19 protein-coding genes and 2 tRNA genes are annotated in these 21,479 nt (G+C 39.0%); 18 read left to right on the forward strand and 3 right to left on the reverse strand.

Annotated elements, in window-relative coordinates:
- Positions 1-121: 121 nt before the first annotated feature.
- Together ACIP9W_RS21620 and ACIP9W_RS21625 are read left to right on the forward strand one after the other, a co-directional pair.
- Positions 122-553, forward strand: a complete 432-nt coding sequence (locus ACIP9W_RS21620; RefSeq protein ID WP_282240958.1) for a S1 domain-containing RNA-binding protein — start codon at positions 122-124, stop codon at positions 551-553.
- 121 nt (positions 554-674) lie between these two features.
- Positions 675-1,124: a DinB family protein gene (locus ACIP9W_RS21625; RefSeq protein ID WP_400793240.1), complete on the forward strand. Its 450-nt coding sequence runs from the start codon at positions 675-677 to the stop codon at positions 1,122-1,124.
- Positions 1,125-1,186: 62 nt separating this feature from the next.
- Here ACIP9W_RS21625 and ACIP9W_RS21630 read toward each other — a convergent pair whose 3' ends face one another.
- The 3 genes from ACIP9W_RS21630 to ACIP9W_RS21640 form a co-directional block, all read right to left on the reverse strand.
- Entirely contained in the window at positions 1,187-1,900 is a 714-nt protein-coding gene (locus ACIP9W_RS21630) for a nucleotidyltransferase domain-containing protein (RefSeq protein WP_400793241.1), read from the reverse strand.
- A gap of 76 nt (positions 1,901-1,976) precedes the next feature.
- Positions 1,977-2,048: transfer RNA gene (locus tag ACIP9W_RS21635), tRNA-Glu, on the reverse strand.
- A 91-nt stretch (positions 2,049-2,139) separates the two neighbouring features.
- A tRNA-Met gene (locus ACIP9W_RS21640) sits at positions 2,140-2,213 on the reverse strand.
- 394 nt (positions 2,214-2,607) lie between these two features.
- Here ACIP9W_RS21640 and ACIP9W_RS21645 point away from each other — a divergent pair.
- The 16 genes from ACIP9W_RS21645 to lysS all read left to right on the forward strand — a co-directional run bounded on the left by ACIP9W_RS21645 (position 2,608) and on the right by lysS (position 21,062).
- The gene (locus ACIP9W_RS21645) at positions 2,608-4,974 is read left to right on the forward strand and encodes a SpoIIE family protein phosphatase (RefSeq protein ID WP_282240975.1); all 2,367 of its coding nucleotides are present in this window, start codon (positions 2,608-2,610) and stop codon (positions 4,972-4,974) included.
- Positions 4,975-5,019: 45 nt separating this feature from the next.
- Positions 5,020-6,405 carry a tRNA lysidine(34) synthetase TilS gene (gene tilS, locus ACIP9W_RS21650; protein WP_400793242.1) on the forward strand — a complete coding sequence of 462 codons (1,386 nt, stop codon included), beginning with the start codon at positions 5,020-5,022 and terminating at the stop codon, positions 6,403-6,405.
- 19 nt (positions 6,406-6,424) lie between these two features.
- A complete protein-coding gene (gene hpt / locus ACIP9W_RS21655; RefSeq protein WP_142540934.1) occupies positions 6,425-6,967 on the forward strand; it encodes a hypoxanthine phosphoribosyltransferase in 543 nt (180 codons plus the stop codon).
- A 98-nt stretch (positions 6,968-7,065) separates the two neighbouring features.
- The gene (gene ftsH / locus ACIP9W_RS21660; protein WP_282240962.1) at positions 7,066-9,066 is read left to right on the forward strand and encodes an ATP-dependent zinc metalloprotease FtsH; all 2,001 of its coding nucleotides are present in this window, start codon (positions 7,066-7,068) and stop codon (positions 9,064-9,066) included.
- A gap of 958 nt (positions 9,067-10,024) precedes the next feature.
- On the forward strand, positions 10,025-10,807 hold the full coding sequence (locus ACIP9W_RS21665; protein WP_282240963.1) for a type III pantothenate kinase: 783 nt from the start codon (positions 10,025-10,027) through the stop codon (positions 10,805-10,807).
- Positions 10,808-11,689 (forward strand): Hsp33 family molecular chaperone HslO, encoded by an 882-nt coding sequence (gene hslO / locus ACIP9W_RS21670; protein WP_400793243.1) that lies wholly within the window; start codon positions 10,808-10,810, stop codon positions 11,687-11,689.
- Positions 11,673-12,605 (forward strand): peptidyl-prolyl cis-trans isomerase, encoded by a 933-nt coding sequence (locus ACIP9W_RS21675; RefSeq protein ID WP_400793244.1) that lies wholly within the window; start codon positions 11,673-11,675, stop codon positions 12,603-12,605. The genes hslO and ACIP9W_RS21675 overlap by 17 nt, the downstream gene beginning before the upstream one ends.
- A 121-nt stretch (positions 12,606-12,726) precedes the next feature.
- Entirely contained in the window at positions 12,727-13,650 is a 924-nt protein-coding gene (cysK, locus tag ACIP9W_RS21680; RefSeq protein WP_400793245.1) for a cysteine synthase A, read from the forward strand.
- A 109-nt stretch (positions 13,651-13,759) separates the two neighbouring features.
- A complete protein-coding gene (locus tag ACIP9W_RS21685; RefSeq protein WP_400793246.1) occupies positions 13,760-15,172 on the forward strand; it encodes an anthranilate synthase component I family protein in 1,413 nt (470 codons plus the stop codon).
- Positions 15,169-15,759, forward strand: coding sequence for an aminodeoxychorismate/anthranilate synthase component II (gene pabA, locus ACIP9W_RS21690; protein WP_400793247.1), 591 nt, complete (start codon positions 15,169-15,171; stop codon positions 15,757-15,759). Before ACIP9W_RS21685 ends, pabA begins: the two co-directional genes overlap by 4 nt.
- A complete protein-coding gene (gene pabC / locus ACIP9W_RS21695) occupies positions 15,760-16,596 on the forward strand; it encodes an aminodeoxychorismate lyase (protein ID WP_400793248.1) in 837 nt (278 codons plus the stop codon). It begins immediately after the preceding gene.
- The gene (folP, locus tag ACIP9W_RS21700) at positions 16,593-17,450 is read left to right on the forward strand and encodes a dihydropteroate synthase (RefSeq protein WP_282240969.1); all 858 of its coding nucleotides are present in this window, start codon (positions 16,593-16,595) and stop codon (positions 17,448-17,450) included. The genes pabC and folP overlap by 4 nt, the downstream gene beginning before the upstream one ends.
- 5 nt (positions 17,451-17,455) lie before the next feature.
- Positions 17,456-17,821 carry a dihydroneopterin aldolase gene (gene folB, locus ACIP9W_RS21705; protein WP_400793249.1) on the forward strand — a complete coding sequence of 122 codons (366 nt, stop codon included), beginning with the start codon at positions 17,456-17,458 and terminating at the stop codon, positions 17,819-17,821.
- Complete coding sequence (folK, locus tag ACIP9W_RS21710; protein WP_400793251.1) at positions 17,818-18,330, forward strand: 2-amino-4-hydroxy-6-hydroxymethyldihydropteridine diphosphokinase; 513 nt, start codon at positions 17,818-17,820, stop codon at positions 18,328-18,330. The genes folB and folK overlap by 4 nt, the downstream gene beginning before the upstream one ends.
- A gap of 31 nt (positions 18,331-18,361) precedes the next feature.
- On the forward strand, positions 18,362-19,390 hold the full coding sequence (gene dusB, locus ACIP9W_RS21715; RefSeq protein ID WP_400793253.1) for a tRNA dihydrouridine synthase DusB: 1,029 nt from the start codon (positions 18,362-18,364) through the stop codon (positions 19,388-19,390).
- A 181-nt stretch (positions 19,391-19,571) separates the two neighbouring features.
- Complete coding sequence (lysS, locus tag ACIP9W_RS21720; RefSeq protein ID WP_400793254.1) at positions 19,572-21,062, forward strand: lysine--tRNA ligase; 1,491 nt, start codon at positions 19,572-19,574, stop codon at positions 21,060-21,062.
- The last annotated feature ends 417 nt before the right edge of the window (positions 21,063-21,479 follow it).

Here is a 21,479-nt window from a genome sequence, read left to right on the forward strand (position 1 = left end):
AAAGAGTAGTCTTATTGACACTCTTTTTTTGTTAGCTATAATAAAGGTAGGGAACGGTATGAAAAAAATCATACTAGCTCGCTAAAGAGTCGTTTAAAATTTAAGGAGGAGCATTTTTTTTATGTCAATTGAAGTAGGCAGCAAGGTACAAGGTAAAGTAACAGGAATCACTAACTTCGGAGCATTCGTCGAGCTGCCAGGAGGCTCAACAGGTCTAGTTCACATTAGTGAAGTTGCGGATAATTATGTGAAAGATATTAATGAGCATTTGAAGGTTGGAGACGTTGTTGAAGTTAAGGTGATGAATGTTGAAGCGGACGGCAAAATCGGATTATCTATCCGTAAAGCGAAGCCTCAAGCGGAAAGACCAGAGAGACCAGAACGTTCTCAGCGTCCACGTAACAACAATCGCCCAAATGATCGTGATCGTCCGAATAAAGAGAATTTTGAGCAAAAAATGGCACGATTCCTAAAGGATAGTGAAGATCGTTTGTCTACGTTAAAGCGTGCAACAGAATCTAAGCGCGGCGGTAGAGGCGCAAAAAGAGGATAACATGCTGTCTGTTTTATCGGTAGAAAAAATGTTTAATAGATGAAAAGGTGTTCAGCTTTGCTGACGCCTTTTTTGTATAAACAATATTAGTTTTAAATGTATGCAATAGGAGGGGGAAGTCATGACAAAAGAGGAAATACGACAAGCACACATAGAATACTTGAATTGGATAGACTCGTTATCAAAGTTAAATGAAGAACAAGCCAATGCGCCGTACGCGGCAGGAAAGTGGTCACCAAACGAGATAATTATGCATTTAGCAGAGTGGGATCGATTTACTTTAGTGCAACGTATACCTAGTATGAGAGAAGGTGAAAAGCTTGAAGCGTTTCCAGACTTCGAAGTCTTTAATGCAAAAGCCGCAGCCCTTGCTCATGAACAAACATTTAAAGAAACCCTCTCTTACGCAAAACAACAACGTCAAAGCATTATGGAGCAATTGCAAGCAATTGCTGAAGTAGAATGGGATAAGGTTTTCTATATTGGAGAACATAAAGAAACTATTCGGAGTTACTTCACTAGTTTTATGGAGCATGACAATCATCACCGAGTACAAATTTCCACTAGGTAGAAAAAAGAGACATCCAAATTACAAGGATGTCTCTTTTATATTATACCGGCCATAGAATAGTCTCACTTGCCTAAAGAAAATCCTTCAAATAAGCGACCACCATAAGGATGTAACGCTTTATCTACTATTTCGATTACTTTACTTTTTTGACCGGTTTTATAATAAAGATCAAAAGCTTCGACAAATTGGTCTGCGAACGCGTCATCATATTCCTTTAGTGATCGGACAATCCATTTTGATGCACCAATCCACCTACGATTCGTACGTAATATAAATTCACAAGTCAGTTCAGCCAAGGTATTAGCGATAAATAATTCCTCGGCTCTATTATTACTTCCGATAAAGTCATCCAGTGCATCTGTTATAAAATAACGCTTTATTTTTATCGTTTCGTCCGACCATAATTCCGGGCCGGTGGCTAATATTTGCTTTGCTTCCTCTTGAATAGCTTCCAAAATTCCCTCGTTTTTGAAGCTAACACCTTCAGCAATCATTCTTGGTAAAGAAGGTCTTGCCCTTTTACGATCGCTTTCAAAATAATTTTTGTAAGAGGCTAAGTTATGAACAAATACCTCTATGGGCCAACCACCGAAGATAAGGGACTCTCTGTAGGATGAATGAATATCTTCGCTAAATATGACAATGTCCAAATCAGAATTTTCTGTCGCCTTTCCTCGAACGACACTTCCTGCTAAAATAGCGCCCTGGCAATACGGGAAATAGATAGAAATAAATTGCTTTGCAGCTTCAATAGGCTCAAGTCTATTTGGATTCATATCGCAATCTCCTTTTTTATGTATATGAAAAAAGCAATTTCTAAAGTTAAGCTTTAGAAATTGCTTTATTAAATGATGACCCCTACGGGATTCGAACCCGTGTTACCGCCGTGAAAGGGCGGTGTCTTAACCGCTTGACCAAGGGGCCATATTAAAATATGTCATTTTTAATATGATAATAATTCAAGTTATCCGACATTATCTGAGTGCCTATAAATGAATAATCAATTAAAAATGTATGGCGGCAGAGGGAGTCGAACCCACGACCTTTCGGGTATGAACCGAGTGCTCTAGCCAACTGAGCTACACCGCCGTTTTAACGAACATTTAACATATTACAATCCTTTTGTTAAAGTGTCAATACTTCTTTTAAAAATTTATAAAAAGATAAAAAGAAAGTTTATTCCGACAAATTACAATTAGTTATAATTTTACAAATGTAGCCCTTATAGTAGAGTAAAAGGTCTTTAATAAATCCTCCTTATTTATCCGTATAACCGCATGAACAGTACATTTTGGTCAGTCCTTTATTGGTTAAAAATATTCCTTATATGCATCCCGCAATCCTTTTTCTCCGTTTCACTTCATGACCGAAATCGTCGAAAACTTTTTATAGGGAGACGTCAGAAAGAGACATACTTTTTGTGCATACAGTAGGTATACTTCCATCAATAGTTGAATACGGGGAGGTATAAGATTTGAAAACAATGTATGAGCAAGAGCAGAAAAGGAGTTTGTCTTTTAGAAGGGTAATAGAGGGTCTTCAAGCACGCAAAGTAGCTATTTCACTTACGGTTGTCTTTTTTATTCTTTCATTTTTCTTAGCGCAAGTTGTACTATTCGAAGCTTCTGTACCTTTTTTTCTTCCGATTTGGGCACTTGTTAGTTTACGTTTTCCACGTTTTCTTCCGTGGACAATTGCGGGAGCTTTACTGGGCAGTGTGACATTAGGACTTGGACAAGTAGTGATCCATGCGTTGCAAGCGCTTCTATTCCCTCTTTATTCGAAAAGAATTTTAAAGAAAATTCCTGTGCCAATCTTTGTTTTGTTGGACGTGGTTATTATCCAGTCTATATGGCAATATGTTTCGTACAGTGGAAATGTTCCAGGTACCATTTGGTTAGCAATTGCTTACGAAGGAGTACTGGCTTTATTCATGACGATATTTTTGTTTCAACTTTTCCTTCCTATGCCAGACTTCATTCATAAAAGATGGACGGCCGAAAGAATGGGGGCGGCATTGCTAATAGGGGCACTAGTATTAACAGGGATGTCTTCGTATATTTTCGGATATGTTTCTATCCCATTAATATTTACTCACTTGGTTATTGCGATATCAGCGGCAGTAGGTGGTGTTCAACTCGCTACAGTAGTCGCAGTACTCGCGGGGACTGTGTTAAGTATTTCCAAGCTCAGTTTTAGTGGAATGATAGCCGTATATGCATTAACTGGCTTTTTCGCAGGACTTCATAAGCCTTTTGGTAGGTTGTGGCAAGCGTTTGGTATGCTTGGAGCAACATTTTTCTTTATACTCTACGATCGAACTTTACCTTTAGATGCTGTTTATATTGGTTCTCTCGTTACTGCTTCTTTACTGTTTTTTGTCATTCCGTCTAGCTGGATCAAAACTTTAAAGGATCAATTATTTCCGGATACTTCAAATGTTCTTTTAAGAAGGCAAAAGTGGATGACGGAAAAAGTAAACCATCAACTTCAGGAGTTTCAGCATTTTGTTGACTTCATCACACGATTTATATCAGATCGGTTCGAACCAAAAGCAGCCGCTCAGAAAGGACAACCCGCCCCGCTACCAATTTGTCAGGCTTGTTTTCGTTACGAAACTTGTTGGGGGGAAAAGTCAAACGGAATTCCGGCATTGATGAAACAATGGGAGGAGCAACCGAATAAGACGAGGTTCCACATAGAAAAGAAAATGCAGTACAAATGTATAAAGCCTGCCCAAATTATGAAAGAGTTAAAAGAGAAGGAGGCGAAAAAACAATTATCATATGAAATGCAGCATGGTAAAAAAATGTTCGCACTAAAACTTCGTGATATGGGCAATCATATGGGAGAGCTTATGAGTAATCTAGAAAATGATGTAACATTATATACTTCACATGAGGAGGAGATTAAACAAAAGTTTCAGCAATGTAATATTCCGTACTTCCAAATTGATGTGCTCAATATTGAAATCGGGCAAATGGAAGTAGTATGTTGCTTGCCGATTGAGTCAAAGGCGAAAATGACTGGGGAAAGATTGGTATTACCAATTCTATATGACTTGTGGAAAGAGCCTTTCGAAATTACATCGATGAAAGAAATGCACCATCCGTACGAGCATGTGCAAATGACTTGTAAATCCTCCGTACGCTTTGAAATAACGCATGATATTTATACATCTTCTAGTAGAAATACGATTTATTCAGGGGATGCACATGCTGTTTTCCAACTTCATCCCGGTTTACTTGCGGTTATTTTATCGGATGGTATGGGCAATAATGTAGAGGCTCACCGAGAAAGCAGAAGAGTGATGCAATTTATGCGCGAATGTTTGAATAAAAAAATGGATCCGGAAACGACTATGCATACGCTGCATTACATGATGAGCTTACAAGATGATACGGATAGTTATGCGACCGTGGATTTAGCGTTAATTGACTTACAAAACGGAGAACTATGGTCATGGAAGGCGGGAAGTATGTCAACGTATTTAATCAGAGGCAATGAAATGCGGAAAATTGAAAGTCAGCATGTGCCATTTGGATTTTTACCAACTTTTTCGATTGAGGCAAGAAAAGTAGATGTAAAGGATGGGGATGTATTAGTGATGCTTTCAGATGGGGTCTTTTCTGCCAATACATCTATCGAGAAACAAGAAATGTATTACAAAAAAATTCTTCAAGATCCAACAATGAATGCGGAACGTTTTGTAAAGACGCTAGAAGAAACTTACTCTTTACCGGGGGACGACCGAACCGTCATCTTCATGCAAGTGAAACACGCAGTTCCAGAATGGTCCATTTTTTCACCGCGCCAAGCAGCAAAATACCAAGAAAACATGGTACACTAATAAGAAAAGCGGAAGCGCCAAGCAAATACGAAATAAGGTGAAGAGATGCAGCCGTTCATTCGGAAGATAAAAGAATATATAAATAAGCATCAGCTTATAAAAGAAGGGGACCGTCTCCTCATTGCTTGCTCTGGCGGAGCGGATTCCTTAGCATTAGTTCATGTTTTGAATACTTTAAAAGAGACATATCATGTCGAAATCGGAATTGCGCATGCAGATCATCAGTTAAGAGGAGAAGAATCAGCTGAAGACAGTAGATTTGTCGAACGATTTGCAGCCAATTTAAATATTCCATTCTACGCAGCAACTCTGGAAGTACCAAAACGAGTTGCTGCAGAAGGTGGAAATGTACAAGCGATATGTCGAGAAGAGCGCTATTCCTTTTTCGAAAAAACAATGAAAAACTTTCAATATACAAAGCTAGTGCTCGGTCATCATGCAGATGATCAAATCGAATCTGTCATTATGTCGCTGACGAGAGGCTCTAATTTGTCCACTATCACAGGGATACCGAGGTCGAGACCTTTTTCGGAAGGTCACATCATCCGTCCATTTCTATGTATAACGAAAAATGAGATCTTCGAGTATATTCATCTTCATCAGCTATCATTTAGACATGATCCAAGCAATGATAAACATACATATACTAGGAATCGTATTCGTCATACAATTGTCCCGCTTCTAAAAGAAGAAAACCCCAATATAAGCGACAGTATTCGCACATATGTGGAGAAACAAAAGCAGGATGAGGACTTTCTTCAAAGCATGGCGAAAAGAAAGTATGAACAGCTTGTGACAATTGATCAGGATGGCGTTTTTTTTCTAGATACAAAGTGCTTTATAGAAGTACCCATCGCTTTACAAAGAAGAGTGATTCTACTACTATTAAAGTATCTATACAAAAACTCCGAAATACTTCTTAATGATCACTTAATCGATTCCATTTTGGCTGCTTGTAATAAGCATGATGGCAATATTACCATTCATTTGCCTCAAGATTATTTCCTCGTACGTCATTACAATAAAGTTCAGTTTTCCTCTGGTAAACAACAACCTATTATCGCTAGGAATGTAGTAGAAGAGGACAGTTGGATTAATATTGGTGCTGGTTATTCCATCTATTTAACGAGAAACTTAACCGATGCTACTTCCGGAGAAAAATGGTTTGTTCAACTAGAAAATGATTGCCTTCCATTGATGATACGTCAAAGAGAAGAAGGGGATCGAATCCTGATAAAAGGGATGAATTCTCCCAAAAAAGTATCTCGGGTATTTATAGATGAAAAAGTCTCAGCACAGGAAAGAATGGAGTGGCCACTACTTGTAACATCGAAAAATGAAATTACAGCAGTAATTGGACTTCGTTATGGAGAAAGATTTTCAAAGAAATACTACTCGCAAAACTATGTAATATACATAAAGCGAGACTAATCATTAGGGGGGACTAAATATGTTAGAAAAAGACATACTAAAAGTTTTATTAACAGAGGAACAAATTGAAGAAAAAGTACGTGAACTAGGTGCAACATTAACAACAGAATACGAAGACAAGTTCCCACTAGCTATTGGTATTTTAAAAGGTGCAATGCCTTTTATGTCGGATTTGATGAAGCGCGTAGACACGTATATTGAAATGGATTATATGGATGTGTCTAGCTATGGAAACGCTACCGTTTCTTCAGGAGAAGTTAAAATTATTAAAGACTTAAACACTAGTGTGGAAGGGCGCGATATTTTAATTATTGAAGATATCATTGATAGTGGTATGACTTTGAGCTATCTAGTGGATCTATTTAAATATCGTAAAGCAAAATCAATTAAATTGGTTACGTTGCTAGATAAACCTAGCGGAAGAAAAGTAGACCTTAAAGCGGATTATGTAGGATTTGAAGTACCGGATGCATTTGTTGTTGGATATGGATTGGATTATGCAGAGAAATACCGTAATTTACCATATGTTGGCGTACTGAAGAAAGAAGTTTATTCTTTTTAAAACAAATGATAAACTAAAAGGCTTTTCATTGTACGTTAAAAAAATCGTGTGATAAGATTATCTTTAGTTTTTCTGTTTACCTTGTGAGGAGGCTGGGAATGAATCGAGCATTGCGCTACGCTATATTATACTTATTGATATTCTTTGTAATTGTTGGGATATTTGCGACCTTTAATTCGGGCAATCAACCAACTAAAAATATTCGTTATGACGAATTTATGACTTCTCTTGCAAATGGAGAAGTAACAAGCTTTAGTATGCAGCCTGAACAAGGAGTTTATTTTGTTGAAGGTAAAATGAAGGGCTATGAAGAAGGGGAAACTTTCTTAACAAAGCTTCCATATAATTTTGAACAAGCACAAAGCAAAGTTTTAACGTTAGCGGAAACAAATGGAGTTCAAGTTGAAGTCGTAGAAGCTCCGAAAACGAGTGGCTGGGTTCAATTTTTCACTGGATTGTTACCGTTTCTAATCATCATTATTTTATTCTTCTTCTTACTTAGTCAATCACAAGGCGGTGGTAACCGTGTGATGAACTTCGGTAAGAGCAAGGCGAAATTATATGATAACGAAAAGAAAAAAGTAAGGTTTACAGATGTTGCTGGTGCAGATGAAGAAAAAGCTGAACTAGTAGAAGTAGTAGATTTCTTAAAAGATCCACGTAAGTTTGTGGAAATTGGAGCACGTATTCCAAAAGGGATTTTGTTAGTAGGTCCACCGGGTACTGGTAAAACATTGCTTGCTCGTGCCGTTGCAGGAGAAGCTGGCGTACCATTCTTCTCTATTAGTGGATCCGACTTCGTTGAGATGTTTGTCGGTGTCGGTGCATCTCGTGTGCGTGACTTGTTCGAAAATGCGAAGAAGAATGCACCGTGTATTATTTTTATCGATGAAATTGATGCGGTTGGTCGTCAACGTGGAGCTGGTCTTGGTGGTGGTCACGATGAGCGTGAACAAACACTTAACCAATTGCTAGTTGAAATGGATGGTTTCGGTGCAAACGAAGGTATTATTATTATCGCTGCAACGAACAGACCGGATATTTTAGACCCAGCACTTCTTCGTCCAGGTCGTTTTGACCGTCAAATTACTGTAGGTCGTCCGGATGTTAAAGGGCGTGAAGCAGTACTTAAAGTACATGCTCGTAATAAACCATTGGATGATTCAGTAGATTTAAAAGCAATTGCACAACGTACACCAGGATTCTCTGGTGCAGATTTAGAAAACTTGTTAAACGAAGCGGCACTTGTAGCTGCTAGACGCAATAAGAAAAAAGTAGATATGAGTGATATTGATGAAGCGACAGACCGCGTCATTGCAGGTCCTGCTAAGTCAGGTAAAGTCATTTCTAAAAAAGAACGCAATATTGTTGCATTCCATGAAGCGGGACACGTAGTAATCGGATTAACACTAGATGATGCGGAAATCGTTCATAAAGTAACTATCGTTCCTCGTGGTCAAGCTGGTGGGTATGCAGTAATGTTGCCGAAAGAAGATCGTTACTTCATGACAAAGCCAGAGTTACTTGATAAAGTAGCGGGATTATTAGGTGGTCGAGTAGCCGAAGATATTACTTTTGGTGAAGTATCTACCGGTGCACATAATGACTTCCAACGTGCAACAGGCATTGTAAGAAGTATGGTTACCGAATACGGGATGAGTGACAAACTTGGTCCAATGCAATTCGGTCAAGCACAAGGAGGAAACGTCTTCCTTGGACGTGACTTTAACTCTGAACAAAACTACTCGGATAAAATTGCTTACGAAATTGACCAAGAAATGCAAACAATGATTAAAGAGCAATATGAGCGTACAAAACAGATCTTAACGGAAAGACGCGAATTATTAAATTTAATCGCCAATACGTTATTAGAAGTAGAGACACTCGATGCTGCTCAGATCAAGCATTTAGAGGAGCATGGAACGCTTCCTGAGAGACCTTATGAACAAGCGAACAAGGAAGCTGAAGTGAATCTTAAAAAAGAAGAAACAACTGATTCGGTAGGAGCTCCTGCAGATCCATCTACTGGCGACTTGCCAAAAGAAGAAGGTCCTGCGAGCATACCAGATAACGCAATTCAAGAAGAACGTAGAGATTAATAGAATGGAAAAGCTGATTGCCTGCCGCATATGTGCGAGGTAATCAGCTTTTTCTTGCTCTATAAACTTCAACAACAGAATGTAAGTCACTGATTAGTGAAACTGCGAAGTAGTGAGTGGAAGAAAGTGACTACTTGGATTTAGCACGGCGGCGCTTCGCTTTCCGCGGGCGAGCGCCGAGTCGCTTTCCCGCAGGAGTCTCGCGCGGCCGCACTAAATCCCTCCAATTATGTAGTTACAGAATACGTTTATCCAAAAAATGGCTAAGGGCAATCAAAATCTGTTGAAAGCAACCAGTTGTAGTCTGAGAGCAACCAAACGAATGTTAAGAGCAACTAGTTGCAGTCTTACAGCAACCAAATTATCCCTGAGAGCAACCAATTTTTCATAAAACAAGTTAACTTGGAGTGAGACGCCGATAATAATGGCGCATTATTGGGGACTTTACAAAAAGCATCGATTTTGTTGGCTTTGTCGTGTTCAGGGGCTAGTTTATCGCAGACAAAGTGTATATTGTCGAAATCTACCATTTATTGGATTTACCCAGTTGAGAAATTGTTTAATAGTTGGTTTTTAGCAAGCCGATACTGAATAAACAAGCAGGTATTATTGATTTTCGCTACAGGCGGCGAGGCCAACAGGATGTTGGTTTCAAAGGCGTTGCCACACGATGTGGCGTTCTTAGCCTTTGTTCCTCTAGTGGGCTAATGAGACATCCCAACGACGCCCATAGCGGAGGGGATAGCTCATCGCTCCCCCCACCGAAAGCGCCCGACTGGAGTGAAAATCACGGCGGACACCTAATAAAGCTTTACCGCGCAGTTTCCCTATAATGCGCAGTATACCATCCCACATCTCCTTTATTTGTCGGGATTGGCCAGGCTCCTGTGCTTTTGTTCTAGCTGCCATATATGGTATGATATTTTGGAAAACTTACTAGAGAGTTGGGACAAGTCAGATGATACTTGTGTTAGATACAGGAAATACAAACATTGTTTTAGGGGTATATGAAAATGATGCATTAATCCATCATTGGCGAATGGAAACGGATCGTTTGAAAACTGAAGACGAATATGGGATGCAGGTGAAGGCGCTATTTTCACATGCAAATATTGCTTTTGAGCAAATAGAAGGAATTATCATTTCTTCTGTAGTCCCACCGATTATGTTTTCCTTAGAGGCGATGTGCAAAAAGTACTTTGGTATAAAACCATTGATAGTAGGTCCCGGTGTTAAAACGGGCTTAAATATTAAATATGAAAATCCTCGAGAAGTGGGAGCAGATCGAATTGTAAATGCGGTTGCAGCCATACATGAATATGGCGTCCCACTTATTATTGTAGACTTTGGAACTGCAACAACCTATTGTTATGTCAACGAAAAAGGAGACTATATGGGTGGGGCAATTGCGCCAGGTATCGGTATATCAACAGAAGCGTTGTTTACAAAAGCGAGTAAGCTTCCACGAATTGAACTAACAAGACCGGAACACATTATTGGGAAAAATACTGTATCAGCTATGCAAGCAGGTATTGTGTATGGTTACGTAGGACAAGTCGAGGGTGTAGTGAATCGCATGAAAAAAGTATCGAAAAAAGCCCCTAAAGTTATCGCGACAGGTGGCATGGCTTCCTTGATCGGTGAGGAAACAACCGTAATGGACGTTATCGATCCTTTCCTAACGTTAAAAGGATTGTATTTAATATATCAACGAAATATAGACGAAAGAGGTATGAGATAAATGAATGATTATTTAGTAAGAGCATTAGCTTTTGAAGGAAGTGTTCGTGCATTTGCTGTTCGGACAACAGACACAGTGGGAGAAGCTCAACGTCGTCATGAAACATGGCCAACAGCTTCAGCAGCTCTTGGAAGATCGATGACCGCTACTGTAATGATGGGTGCAATGTTAAAAGGAGAAGACAAGCTTACCGTCAAAGTAGAGGGAAATGGTCCAATTGGTCCTATGATTATTGATAGTAATGCAAAAGGGGAAGTACGAGGATATGTTACGAACCCACAAACACATTTTGACTTGAATGAAAAAGGAAAATTAGATGTTCGTCGTGCAGTAGGAACGGAAGGTACACTCACAACAGTTAAAGATTTAGGTATGAGAGATTTCTTTACAGGGCAAGTACCCATTACTTCTGGTGAAGTCGCAGAAGATTTTACTTATTATTTTGCTGTATCAGAACAAGTGCCTTCTTCTGTTGGACTGGGCGTTTTAGTTAACCCAGATAACACGATTTTAGCTGCAGGTGGATTTATTATTCAATTAATGCCAGGTACGGACGATGAAACAATTACTATTATTGAAGAGCATTTAAACAAAATGGAGCCAGTATCCAAGCTAATTGAAAAAGGATTAACTCCTGAGGAATTACTATTTGAGATTTTAGGGAAAGAAAATGTACAAATTTTAAGTACTATGCCAGTTTCATTTGAGTGTAATTGCTCTAAAGAAAGATTTGGAAGTGCAATTATTAGCTTAGGTGAAAGCGAAATTCGGGAAATGATTGCTGAAGACGGAGGCGCAGAAGCACATTGTCATTTCTGTATGGAAAAATATAATTACTCAGTAGACGAATTGGAGTCGTTTATCGATGAAATCAACGCGTAATAACGAAGATTTCCAACCGAAACGACGTTTAAAAACGAAACCAGTACTTCTTGTGCTCGGCATCTTACTACTCGGTAATCTAATGTGGTTCATCGCCTGGTTAATACCGAATGACAAGACTACTAGTGAGACAGAAGAAGAAGTCGCTTCCGTGAATGGGAAAGCTATTACGAAAAATCAGTGGATGGCTGAAATGGAATCGATGTATGGAAAAGAAGTTTTATTAGATATGGTAAATACAGAAGTCATGGAAGCGGCAGCTGAAAAAAACAATATTAAAGTAAGCGATGCAGAAATAGACTTAGAGCTTGCACTTATTCGTTCAACTCAAGAAGGGGGCGACACATCATTTCAATCATTCGATGAAGAGGTGATGCGTAAAAAGGTTCGTGCGAGGTTAATATTAGAAAAAGTACTAGCGAAAGATATTGTTATTAAGGATGCTGACATTAAAGCATTTTATGAGAACAATAAAAACTTATATAATATACCAACTTCTTATCGTACAAGTGTTATTTATAGTTCAACAGAAGCTGAAGCGAAAGAAGTATGGAAGGAACTTAAAAATGGTTCTTCCTTTGAAGGATTAGCAAGAGAACGCTCTTCTGATGTAAGCTCTGCTAGTTTAGGTGGGGATATCGGCTACGTTGTGGAAGGCGCCGAAACAATAGACGAAGCATTGGGGAAAGCTCTACCGAAAATAGATGTGGGTAAATGGAGCGATGTTATTCCGTTAAAAGATGGTCGTTTTGCAGTTGTGCAAGTAAATAGTGTATTCAAGGGACAGTCTTTTTCATTTTCTGATGTAAAAAATCATATACGTAGAGAACTTGCACTAGATCAATTGCCACAATCAGTCACACAAGAAGCATTTTGGGAAGAATTTGATGCTGATTGGTTTTATAGCGAGAAATAAAAAAGCATACTCTAAGGAGTGTGCTTTTTTATTTCTCTACCATTATTGACAATGCATCTCTAACATTGGTATGATTAAGAAAATAAAACCTATTAACTAAGTAGGGATTAGGAGTGGAACTATGACGAAGTTAGCACAATCCGTATTAGATTTAATTGGAAAAACACCGATCGTAAAACTAAACAGAGTTACAAATCCGGAAGATGCAGAAGTTTATGTAAAACTAGAATACTTCAATCCCGGCAGTAGTGTAAAAGACCGTATTGCGTTTGCCATGATTGAAGCGGCAGAAAAAGCTGGGAAATTAAAAGAGGGTAGCACAATTATTGAACCAACTAGTGGTAACACAGGAATAGGACTAGCGATGATCGCTGCTGCAAAAGGATATAAAGCAGTATTAGTAATGCCAGACACAATGAGCTTAGAGCGTAGAAATCTACTTCGTGCATATGGTGCAGAACTAGTATTAACACCTGGAGCAGATGGTATGAAAGGTGCAATTGCTAAATCGGAAGAGTTGGCAAATGAAAATGGTTGGTTTATGCCACAACAATTCAATAATGAGGCAAATCCAGAAATTCACCGTTTAACTACTGGACCTGAAATTGCAGAAGCATTTGACGAATTACACGGATTTGTTTCAGGAATAGGAACTGGTGGAACGATCACTGGTGCTGGTGGAGTATTAAAAGAAAAATTCCCTGATATTCAAGTCGTTGCAGTAGAACCAAAAGATTCAAACGTATTATCTGGTGGTAAACCGGGTCCACATAAAATCCAAGGAATTGGAGCTGGCTTTGTTCCAAAAGTATTGGATACAGAGTTATACGATTCCATTACGCAAGTATCCAATGAGGATGCATACGAAACATCTCGCGAAGTTGCAAAGTCAGAAGGTATTTTAGGTGGAGTTTCTGCAGGAGCTGCTATTTACGCGGCGCTTCAACTTGCAAAAGAACTTGGTAAAGGGAAAAAAGTAGTCGCAATTATTCCTGATAACGGTGAACGTTATTTAAGTACTCCGTTATACCAATTCGAAGATTAATAAATGAAAGTGGAGAGGAGGCAATTATTGCTTTCTCTCTTTTTTTGTGGCGAAAAGGAGTAGTTTCAAGTTAAGATGAAGGCAAACCGTTTATAGGGGGATTTGAAAAGTGGAATTACAACTTCAAACGCATGCATTTCAACTATCAAAGACTGCGTTTTTTTATGGATATAAAGAAATCACAAAAGATGAGTCCCATCATTTATTTTTTGAAAGTGGACGTGGAGGTCATTTATCCGTCGCGGCTTGGAATCCGCTAGCTGTGACTAGGTCTACGGAAACTGGATTACATATTGAGTGGAGAGATGGAAAGGTAGAAGAACGCGATGGAGAAGCGCTTGCGGAGTTAGAAAAGCTAGTTTCTTCTTACAAATTGCCTTTTCAAGAAAATTTGCCGGATTTTCAAGGTGGAGCTGCTGGTTTTATTAGCTATGATTATGCGAGAAAAATAGAAGTGCTGCCTACAATAGCTTCCGATGATTTGTATGTTCCAGATATTTACTTTTATTTATTTGACGTTTGGGCGGTATTAGACGTTGAAAGGGAAGTTGTTACACTGATGAAGCTATCTACGAGTGTGGTAGATTTGGTGAAATTAGAAGAACAATATAGAGCGGCTGCCGAAATGGGTCTTGCATTGAGAATTTTTCGCTCGGGAGCAGCGGATGAAGTAGCGGAAGATCATTCAAAGTTACATGTATCTTTAGTTGCTTCTGGATTTGAAAGTGCCGTCCGAAAAGTACAGAAATATATAGCGCAAGGTGACGTTTTTCAAGTGAATTTATCCGTTCGCCAATCAAAAGAGCTGAAGGCAGAACCAATTGCTATGTACGAAGCATTGCGAGCTTTTAATCCATCTCCTTATATGGCATTTATTCATTCGCCTGAATTTGCTGTTGTATCAGGATCCCCAGAGTTATTAGTGAAGAAAAAAGGTACAGAATTATCCACTCGTCCAATTGCAGGGACGAGACCACGTGGTAAAAATGATGCGGAAGATATTGCTTTAGCTAATGAACTAATTGACCATGAAAAAGAGCGTGCAGAACATGTAATGCTCGTAGACTTAGAGCGAAATGATTTAGGAAAAGTATCTACATATGGAACGGTCGAAGTAGATGAGTTCATGGTAATTGAACGATATTCTCATGTGATGCATATTGTTTCCAATGTAAAAGGGACATTACGTGAAGGTGTTTCAAATACAGAAATTGTGCGCGCAATGTTTCCTGGTGGAACAATTACAGGTGCTCCTAAAATTCGTACAATGGAAATTATCGAAGAGTTGGAACCAGTTCGAAGAGGGATCTATACAGGATCTATTGGTTGGTTAGGATTTTCAGGTGATTTAGAGTTCAATATTGTGATTCGCACTGCATTTATTCAAGGTGGGATGGCATATATTCAAGCTGGGGCTGGTGTTGTTATTGATTCGATACCGAGTGCTGAATATGTAGAGTCATTAAATAAAGCAAAAGCAGTTTGGCAAGCGAAGGCGATGGCGGAGGGAGAAGGCAAATGATTTTAATGATTGATAACTACGATTCCTTTACATACAATCTCGTTCAATATATTGGGGAAATAGGGGTGGAAGTAAAGGTTGTTCGGAATGATGAATTAACGATTAATGATATCGAACAATTAGCACCCCAAGTCATTGTTGTCTCACCAGGACCTTGTACGCCGAACGAAGCGGGCATAAGCTTGAAGGTCATTCCCCATTTTGCAGGCAAAATCCCCATCTTTGGCGTTTGTTTAGGACATCAATCGATCGGACAAGCATTTGGGGGGAAAGTGATTCGCGCTAATAGATTGATGCATGGGAAAACCTCTCTTGTTTTTCATGATGGCAAAGGGGTTAATGAACACATGCCTAATCCTTTTCATGCAACAAGATACCATTCTCTTCTCGTGGAAAAAGAGTCATTGCCAAATTGTTTGGAAGTAACATCTTGGACGGAAGAAGGAGAAATTATGGGCTTACGCCATAAAGAGTTTCCGATTGAAGGTGTGCAATATCATCCGGAGTCCATCATGACACAAGATGGGAAAAAACTGATCAGAAACTTTATCGAAAAGCATTGCTTCCTTACAAAGGAGCATGTATAAATGGATGCTTGGAAGAATGGTAAGTTATATGCCAGAGATGAACTAACTATTTCTGCATATGATCATGGTTTTTTATATGGGTTAGGCTTCTTTGAAACATTTCGCACATACGATGGTCACGTGTTTTTATTCGATGAACATTGGAAGCGCCTTTGTCGTGCTTTGGCTGACTATCGTATGACAATGCCATACGACAAAGAAACTGTTTTAGCTGCTACCCGTGCTTTAACAAAAGAAAATAATGGAGAAGATGGCTACTTTCGATTGAATATCTCGGCAGGTGTTCATGATATTGGGCTTCAGCCGTCGCATTATGAAAAGCCTACTGTGATTTTATTTCGAAAAGCTTTGCATCTTACAAAAAGAGGTACAGAGAAAAAAGCAATATGGTTGAAAACGACTCGGAATTCCCCGGAAAGTGCTTATCGTCATAAATCCCATCATTTCGCAAATAATATACAAGCGAGATTTGAAGTTGAGTCATTAGCAACACATGAAGGTGTTTTTTTGACAGCAGAGGGATATATCGCAGAGGGAGTTACTTCTAATATATTTTGGGTCAAAGATAAGAAAATCTACACACCATCACTTGCAACAGGAATACTCGCTGGAATAACAAGAGAATGGATTTTACATAATTTTGAAGCGGAAGAAGGCTTGTTTACGAAAGATGTATTAGAATCGGCAGATGAGGTTTTTATTACAAATGCGGTACAAGAAATTGTCCCTATTAAAGAGATAGAGGGAAAAGCCTTTTTAGGAAATCAAGGTCCTGTTTACACGGCACTACATGAAGCATATGTAAAGTGTATTCAGGAGGAAAGGACAGTAAGATGAATTTACAATATCATACCGGACTCTTTGAAGGTGGAGGAGTTGCATTAGATTTTAAAAAAGAAACCATTGTGATGGGTATATTAAACGTCACTCCAGATTCTTTCTCGGATGGTGGAAAGTTTAATGAAGTAGAGGCAGCAGTTGCTCGCGCGAAGCAAATGGTTGCGGATGGAGCAAAAATCATTGACGTAGGAGGAGAGTCTACTAGACCCGGACATACGGTTATTTCTGATGAAGAGGAAATCGCAAGGGTTGTTCCGGTCATCCAAGCTATTCGTGCAGAAGTAGATGCAGTCATATCCATTGATACGTATAAGTCTGCTGTTGCTAGGGCGGCAGTCCTTGCAGGAGCGCATGTTATTAATGATATTTGGGGTGCGAAAAGAGATCCAAAAGTAGCTGAAGTAGCTGCTGAACTAGGAGTTCCGATTATTTTAATGCATAACCGAGATAACGAAGTATATAACGATTTCTGGTCTGAAGCTAAGCAAGACTTAGAAGAATGCATCCAAATTGCAAAATCGGCAGGGGTTCCAGACGAACATATTTGGCTAGACCCAGGCATTGGATTTGGAAAAACAACCGAGCAAAACATTTGGATGATGCAGCATTTAGCTGATTTAGTCGATATGGGATATCCAGTGTTATTAGCAACGTCTCGTAAACGTTTAATCGGTAATGTGTTGAATCTCCCTGTTAATGAACGAATGGAAGGTACAGGAGCAACTGTTTGTTATGGTTTGCAGCTTGGCTGCCATATGGTACGTGTGCACGATGTGAAGGAAATCGCGCGAATGACGAAAATGATGGATGTGCTGACAGGAAAACAGAAATACGAGGAAAGCGAGGGTTAATTATAATGGATTATATTCATTTAAATGACTTAGAGTTTTATGGATATCATGGCGCGCTAGCAGAAGAAACAAAGCTTGGTCAAATCTTTCGGGTAACGATTACGTTAGCGTGTGATTTAAAAAAAGCAGGCGAAACCGATAACTTAGTTGAAACGGTTAACTATGCGGAAGTTTTTGAATTGTGTAAGGAAATTGTAGAAGGCAAACCTTTTTTATTAATAGAAGCAGTTGCAGAGAAAATTGCATCACGTATCTTAGAAGACTATAAAACAAAAGTTAGTGGGTGTCGCATTCAACTAGTGAAGCCCAATCCACCGATAGCGGGACATTATGCTTCGGTTGCAGTGGATATTACAAGAGGTTCACTATGAATAAAGCATATATTTCATTAGGCTCAAATATTGGGAATCGCCTACTTTTCCTTCAGCAAGCCGTACGATCATTGCTAGATGTGAAAGGTATAAAAGTGTGCCAAGTATCTTCCGTGTATGAAACGGATCCAGTCGGCTATGTGGACCAGGATGCATTTTTGAATATAGTAGTGGAGCTTGAGACTTCATTGACCCCACAGGAGTTACTGAAAAAATGTAACGAAATAGAGGCGGAACTGGGACGTACGAGGGAGATACATTGGGGTCCAAGAACCGTAGACCTTGACATTTTGTTGTATAATGAGGAGGATATGAAAACGGAGAATCTCATTATTCCGCATCCAAGGATGACAGAAAGAGGCTTCGTTCTTATACCATTAGTTGAGATAAACGCAGATGTAAGAGACCCAAGGACAAATCGTTCTTTCATGGAGTTTGCCAATACTCAACAAGAAGGTGTCCATGTATGGAAAACTTTCGAGGGAGTAGAAGCATTCGTTTTAATATAAGAATAGGTAAGTAAAAGGTAGGTGAAAAACAGTGACTAATACATCAACAAAACCATTTCAAATTGGTGATTTTGTGATGGATAATCGTGTTGTACTTGCCCCGATGGCGGGTATATGTAATTCAGCTTTCCGTTTAACGGTAAAAGAATTCGGTGCAGGACTAGTTTACGCTGAAATGATTAGCGATAAAGGGATCGTTTTGAAAAACGAAAGAACCTTAAGTATGCTTTATATCGATGAACGTGAAAATCCATTATCCCTTCAAATTTTTGGAGGAGAGAAAGATACGCTAGTTGCCGCCGCGAAATATGTAGACCAACATACGTCTGCTGACATCATTGATATTAATATGGGATGCCCTGTAAACAAGATTATCAAGTGTGAGGCAGGAGCTAGATGGCTACTCGATCCAGAAAAGATTTACGAAATGGTTTCAGCAGTTGTAGATAATGTAAAAAAACCAGTAAGCGTGAAAATGCGTACAGGTTGGGATGAAGGACATCTATATGCGGTAGAAAATGCCCGTGCCGTAGAACGTGCCGGTGGAGCGGCAGTTGCAGTGCATGGCCGTACTCGAGTGCAAATGTATGAAGGGCAGGCAAATTGGGATTTAATTCGCCAAGTGAAAGATTCGGTGAATATCCCTGTAATTGGAAACGGGGATGTAAATACACCTCAGGATGCAAAGCGGATGCTAGATGAAACGGGCGTGGATGCTGTAATGATAGGACGTGCAGCGCTAGGAGACCCTTGGATGATTTACCGTACAGTTGAATATTTAGAAACAGGTGTATTAAAGCCAGAACCAACTGCACAAGAAAAAATAGATGTTTGTTTATTGCACTTTGATCGTTTAACTGCCTTAAAAGGGGAAAAGATAGCGGTTAGGGAAATGCGCAAACACGCTGCTTGGTACTTGAAAGGTATACGTGGTAATGGGACAGCAAGAAATGTGATTAACCAAACGGAAACCGCTCAAGCGCTAAAGGATTACTTACGTGGTTTTGCAGAAGAAGCTTCCAAAGAGGAATATAGCGTTGTCGATTCTATTCTTGCTTAATAGCAAAAAGAAGGGCTGTCACATTTAGTGATGGCTCTTTTAAGTTTCGATAGGTAATCTGAATAATGGAAAATATCGAACGATGAAGGAAAAAGATGAATAGAACACAGAAATTGTGTACAATAAGTTCAATGTTATAAAAGATACTTGCGAAATAGTAAGTAGTGGAGGAGTGACCGACATGTCTAATGTAGAAGAATTAAATGATCAACTTTTGGTGAGAAGACAAAAGATGACTGCAATACAAGAGAAAGGATTAGATCCTTTTGGCGGAAAATTCGAGCGTACACATTTGAGTAACCAAGTAATCGCAGAATTTGAAGAGTTTACAAAAGAACAATTAGAAGAAACAACACATGAAGTAGTCATAGCTGGACGTATTATGACGAAGCGCGGAAAAGGAAAAGCGGGCTTTGCTCATATCCAAGATTTTGGCGGTCAAATTCAAATTTATGTGCGTAAAGATGCAATTGGTGATGACGCATATGAATTATTCAACTCAGCTGATTTAGGTGATATTGTTGGAGTACGAGGAAACGTCTTCCGCACACAAGTGGGAGAGCTATCAGTTAAAGCAATGGAATTCACATTCCTAACTAAATCACTCCGTCCAATGCCTGAGAAATTTCATGGTCTAAAAGACGTAGAGCAACGTTATCGTCAACGTTACTTAGATTTAATGACAAGTGACGAAAGCAAAACAACGTTTATTACGAGAAGCCGTATCATTCAATCGATGCGTCGTTACCTTGACGGACAAGGATACTTAGAAGTAGAAACTCCATTATTGCATTCGATTGCAGGTGGAGCAGCAGCGCGTCCATTCATTACACATCATAATGCTTTAGATATGGAACTATATATGCGTATCGCGATTGAGTTACATTTAAAACGCTTAATAGTAGGCGGATTAGAAAAGGTATATGAAATTGGACGCGTATTCCGTAACGAAGGTGTTTCGACACGACATAATCCTGAATTCACGATGATTGAGTTATATGAAGCATATGCAGATTATCAAGATATCATGAACTTAACGGAGAATTTAGTATCGCATGTAGCCCAAGAAGTACTAGGTTCTACCACTATTATGTATGGTGAAGACGAGATTAATCTTGCTCCAGGCTGGAGACGCTGGCATATGGCGGATGCAGTAAAAGAAACTACAGGTGTAGACTTCTGGAAGCAAATGACGAAAGAAGAGGCACATGCATTAGCGAAAGAACATGGCGTAGAAGTGAAACCTTCTATGGAGGTGGGACATGTATTAAATGAATTCTTTGAACAAAAAGTAGAGGAAACATTAGTACAACCAACATTTATTTATGGACATCCAGTTGAAGTATCACCACTTGCAAAGAAAAATCCAGAAGATGGTCGTTTCACGGATCGTTTTGAGTTATTTATCGTTCGTCGTGAGCATGCGAATGCATTTACCGAGTTAAATGATCCAATTGATCAACGTCAACGCTTTGAAGCACAGTTAGTAGAAAAAGAAGCAGGCAATGATGAAGCGCATGAAATGGATGAGGATTTCTTAGAAGCATTAGAATACGGTATGCCACCAACAGGTGGACTAGGGATCGGAATTGACCGTTTAGTAATGTTATTAACAAATTCCGCTTCTATTCGTGATGTACTATTATTCCCAACTATGCGTCATAGAGATTAATTAATAATAATGAAAAAGAGATGCTGCTATATAGTAGCGTCTCTTTTTTATTCTTCTATATATAGTGTTACAGAGTGAATGTAAAATGGTTTGAAACTTTTTTTAAAAAAGCACTTGTCAAAATAAAACCAGGGTGGTATAGTTATCAAGTTGTCATTTTCACTACTGATTTCACACGAAAAACAAATTGAAAAAAGTTGTTGACAAAGAAAAACAGAAATGTTAAGATATTAAATGTCGCTGAAACAAGACGACAACATGAACATTGAAAACTGAACATGCAAAACGTTAAGAAATATAGCTTGAAAGATTAACTTGTTAATCTGATAGCAAAACAATTATGACATCATTTAATGATGATGCCAGCAAAACAAAATGAGCTTTTTAAGTTCTCTATTATGGAGAGTTTGATCCTGG

Source organism: Psychrobacillus sp. NPDC093180 (genome assembly GCF_044754065.1).
GTDB lineage: Bacteria > Bacillota > Bacilli > Bacillales_A > Planococcaceae > Psychrobacillus.

Coding starts and splice junctions, on each gene's coding strand:
- lysS (WP_400793254.1), top strand. CDS start 19,572: ATGTCTAATGTAGAAGAATTAAATGATCAACTTTTGGTGAGAAGACAA.
- cysK (WP_400793245.1), top strand. CDS start 12,727: ATGACGAAGTTAGCACAATCCGTATTAGATTTAATTGGAAAAACACCG.
- ACIP9W_RS21665 (WP_282240963.1), top strand. CDS start 10,025: ATGATACTTGTGTTAGATACAGGAAATACAAACATTGTTTTAGGGGTA.
- ACIP9W_RS21675 (WP_400793244.1), top strand. CDS start 11,673: ATGAAATCAACGCGTAATAACGAAGATTTCCAACCGAAACGACGTTTA.
- ACIP9W_RS21645 (WP_282240975.1), top strand. CDS start 2,608: ATGTATGAGCAAGAGCAGAAAAGGAGTTTGTCTTTTAGAAGGGTAATA.
- pabC (WP_400793248.1), top strand. CDS start 15,760: ATGGATGCTTGGAAGAATGGTAAGTTATATGCCAGAGATGAACTAACT.
- hpt (WP_142540934.1), top strand. CDS start 6,425: ATGTTAGAAAAAGACATACTAAAAGTTTTATTAACAGAGGAACAAATT.
- folK (WP_400793251.1), top strand. CDS start 17,818: ATGAATAAAGCATATATTTCATTAGGCTCAAATATTGGGAATCGCCTA.
- ACIP9W_RS21625 (WP_400793240.1), top strand. CDS start 675: ATGACAAAAGAGGAAATACGACAAGCACACATAGAATACTTGAATTGG.
- pabA (WP_400793247.1), top strand. CDS start 15,169: ATGATTTTAATGATTGATAACTACGATTCCTTTACATACAATCTCGTT.
- ftsH (WP_282240962.1), top strand. CDS start 7,066: ATGAATCGAGCATTGCGCTACGCTATATTATACTTATTGATATTCTTT.
- ACIP9W_RS21630 (WP_400793241.1), bottom strand. CDS start 1,900: ATGAATCCAAATAGACTTGAGCCTATTGAAGCTGCAAAGCAATTTATT.
- folP (WP_282240969.1), top strand. CDS start 16,593: ATGAATTTACAATATCATACCGGACTCTTTGAAGGTGGAGGAGTTGCA.
- folB (WP_400793249.1), top strand. CDS start 17,456: ATGGATTATATTCATTTAAATGACTTAGAGTTTTATGGATATCATGGC.
- hslO (WP_400793243.1), top strand. CDS start 10,808: ATGAATGATTATTTAGTAAGAGCATTAGCTTTTGAAGGAAGTGTTCGT.
- ACIP9W_RS21620 (WP_282240958.1), top strand. CDS start 122: ATGTCAATTGAAGTAGGCAGCAAGGTACAAGGTAAAGTAACAGGAATC.
- tilS (WP_400793242.1), top strand. CDS start 5,020: ATGCAGCCGTTCATTCGGAAGATAAAAGAATATATAAATAAGCATCAG.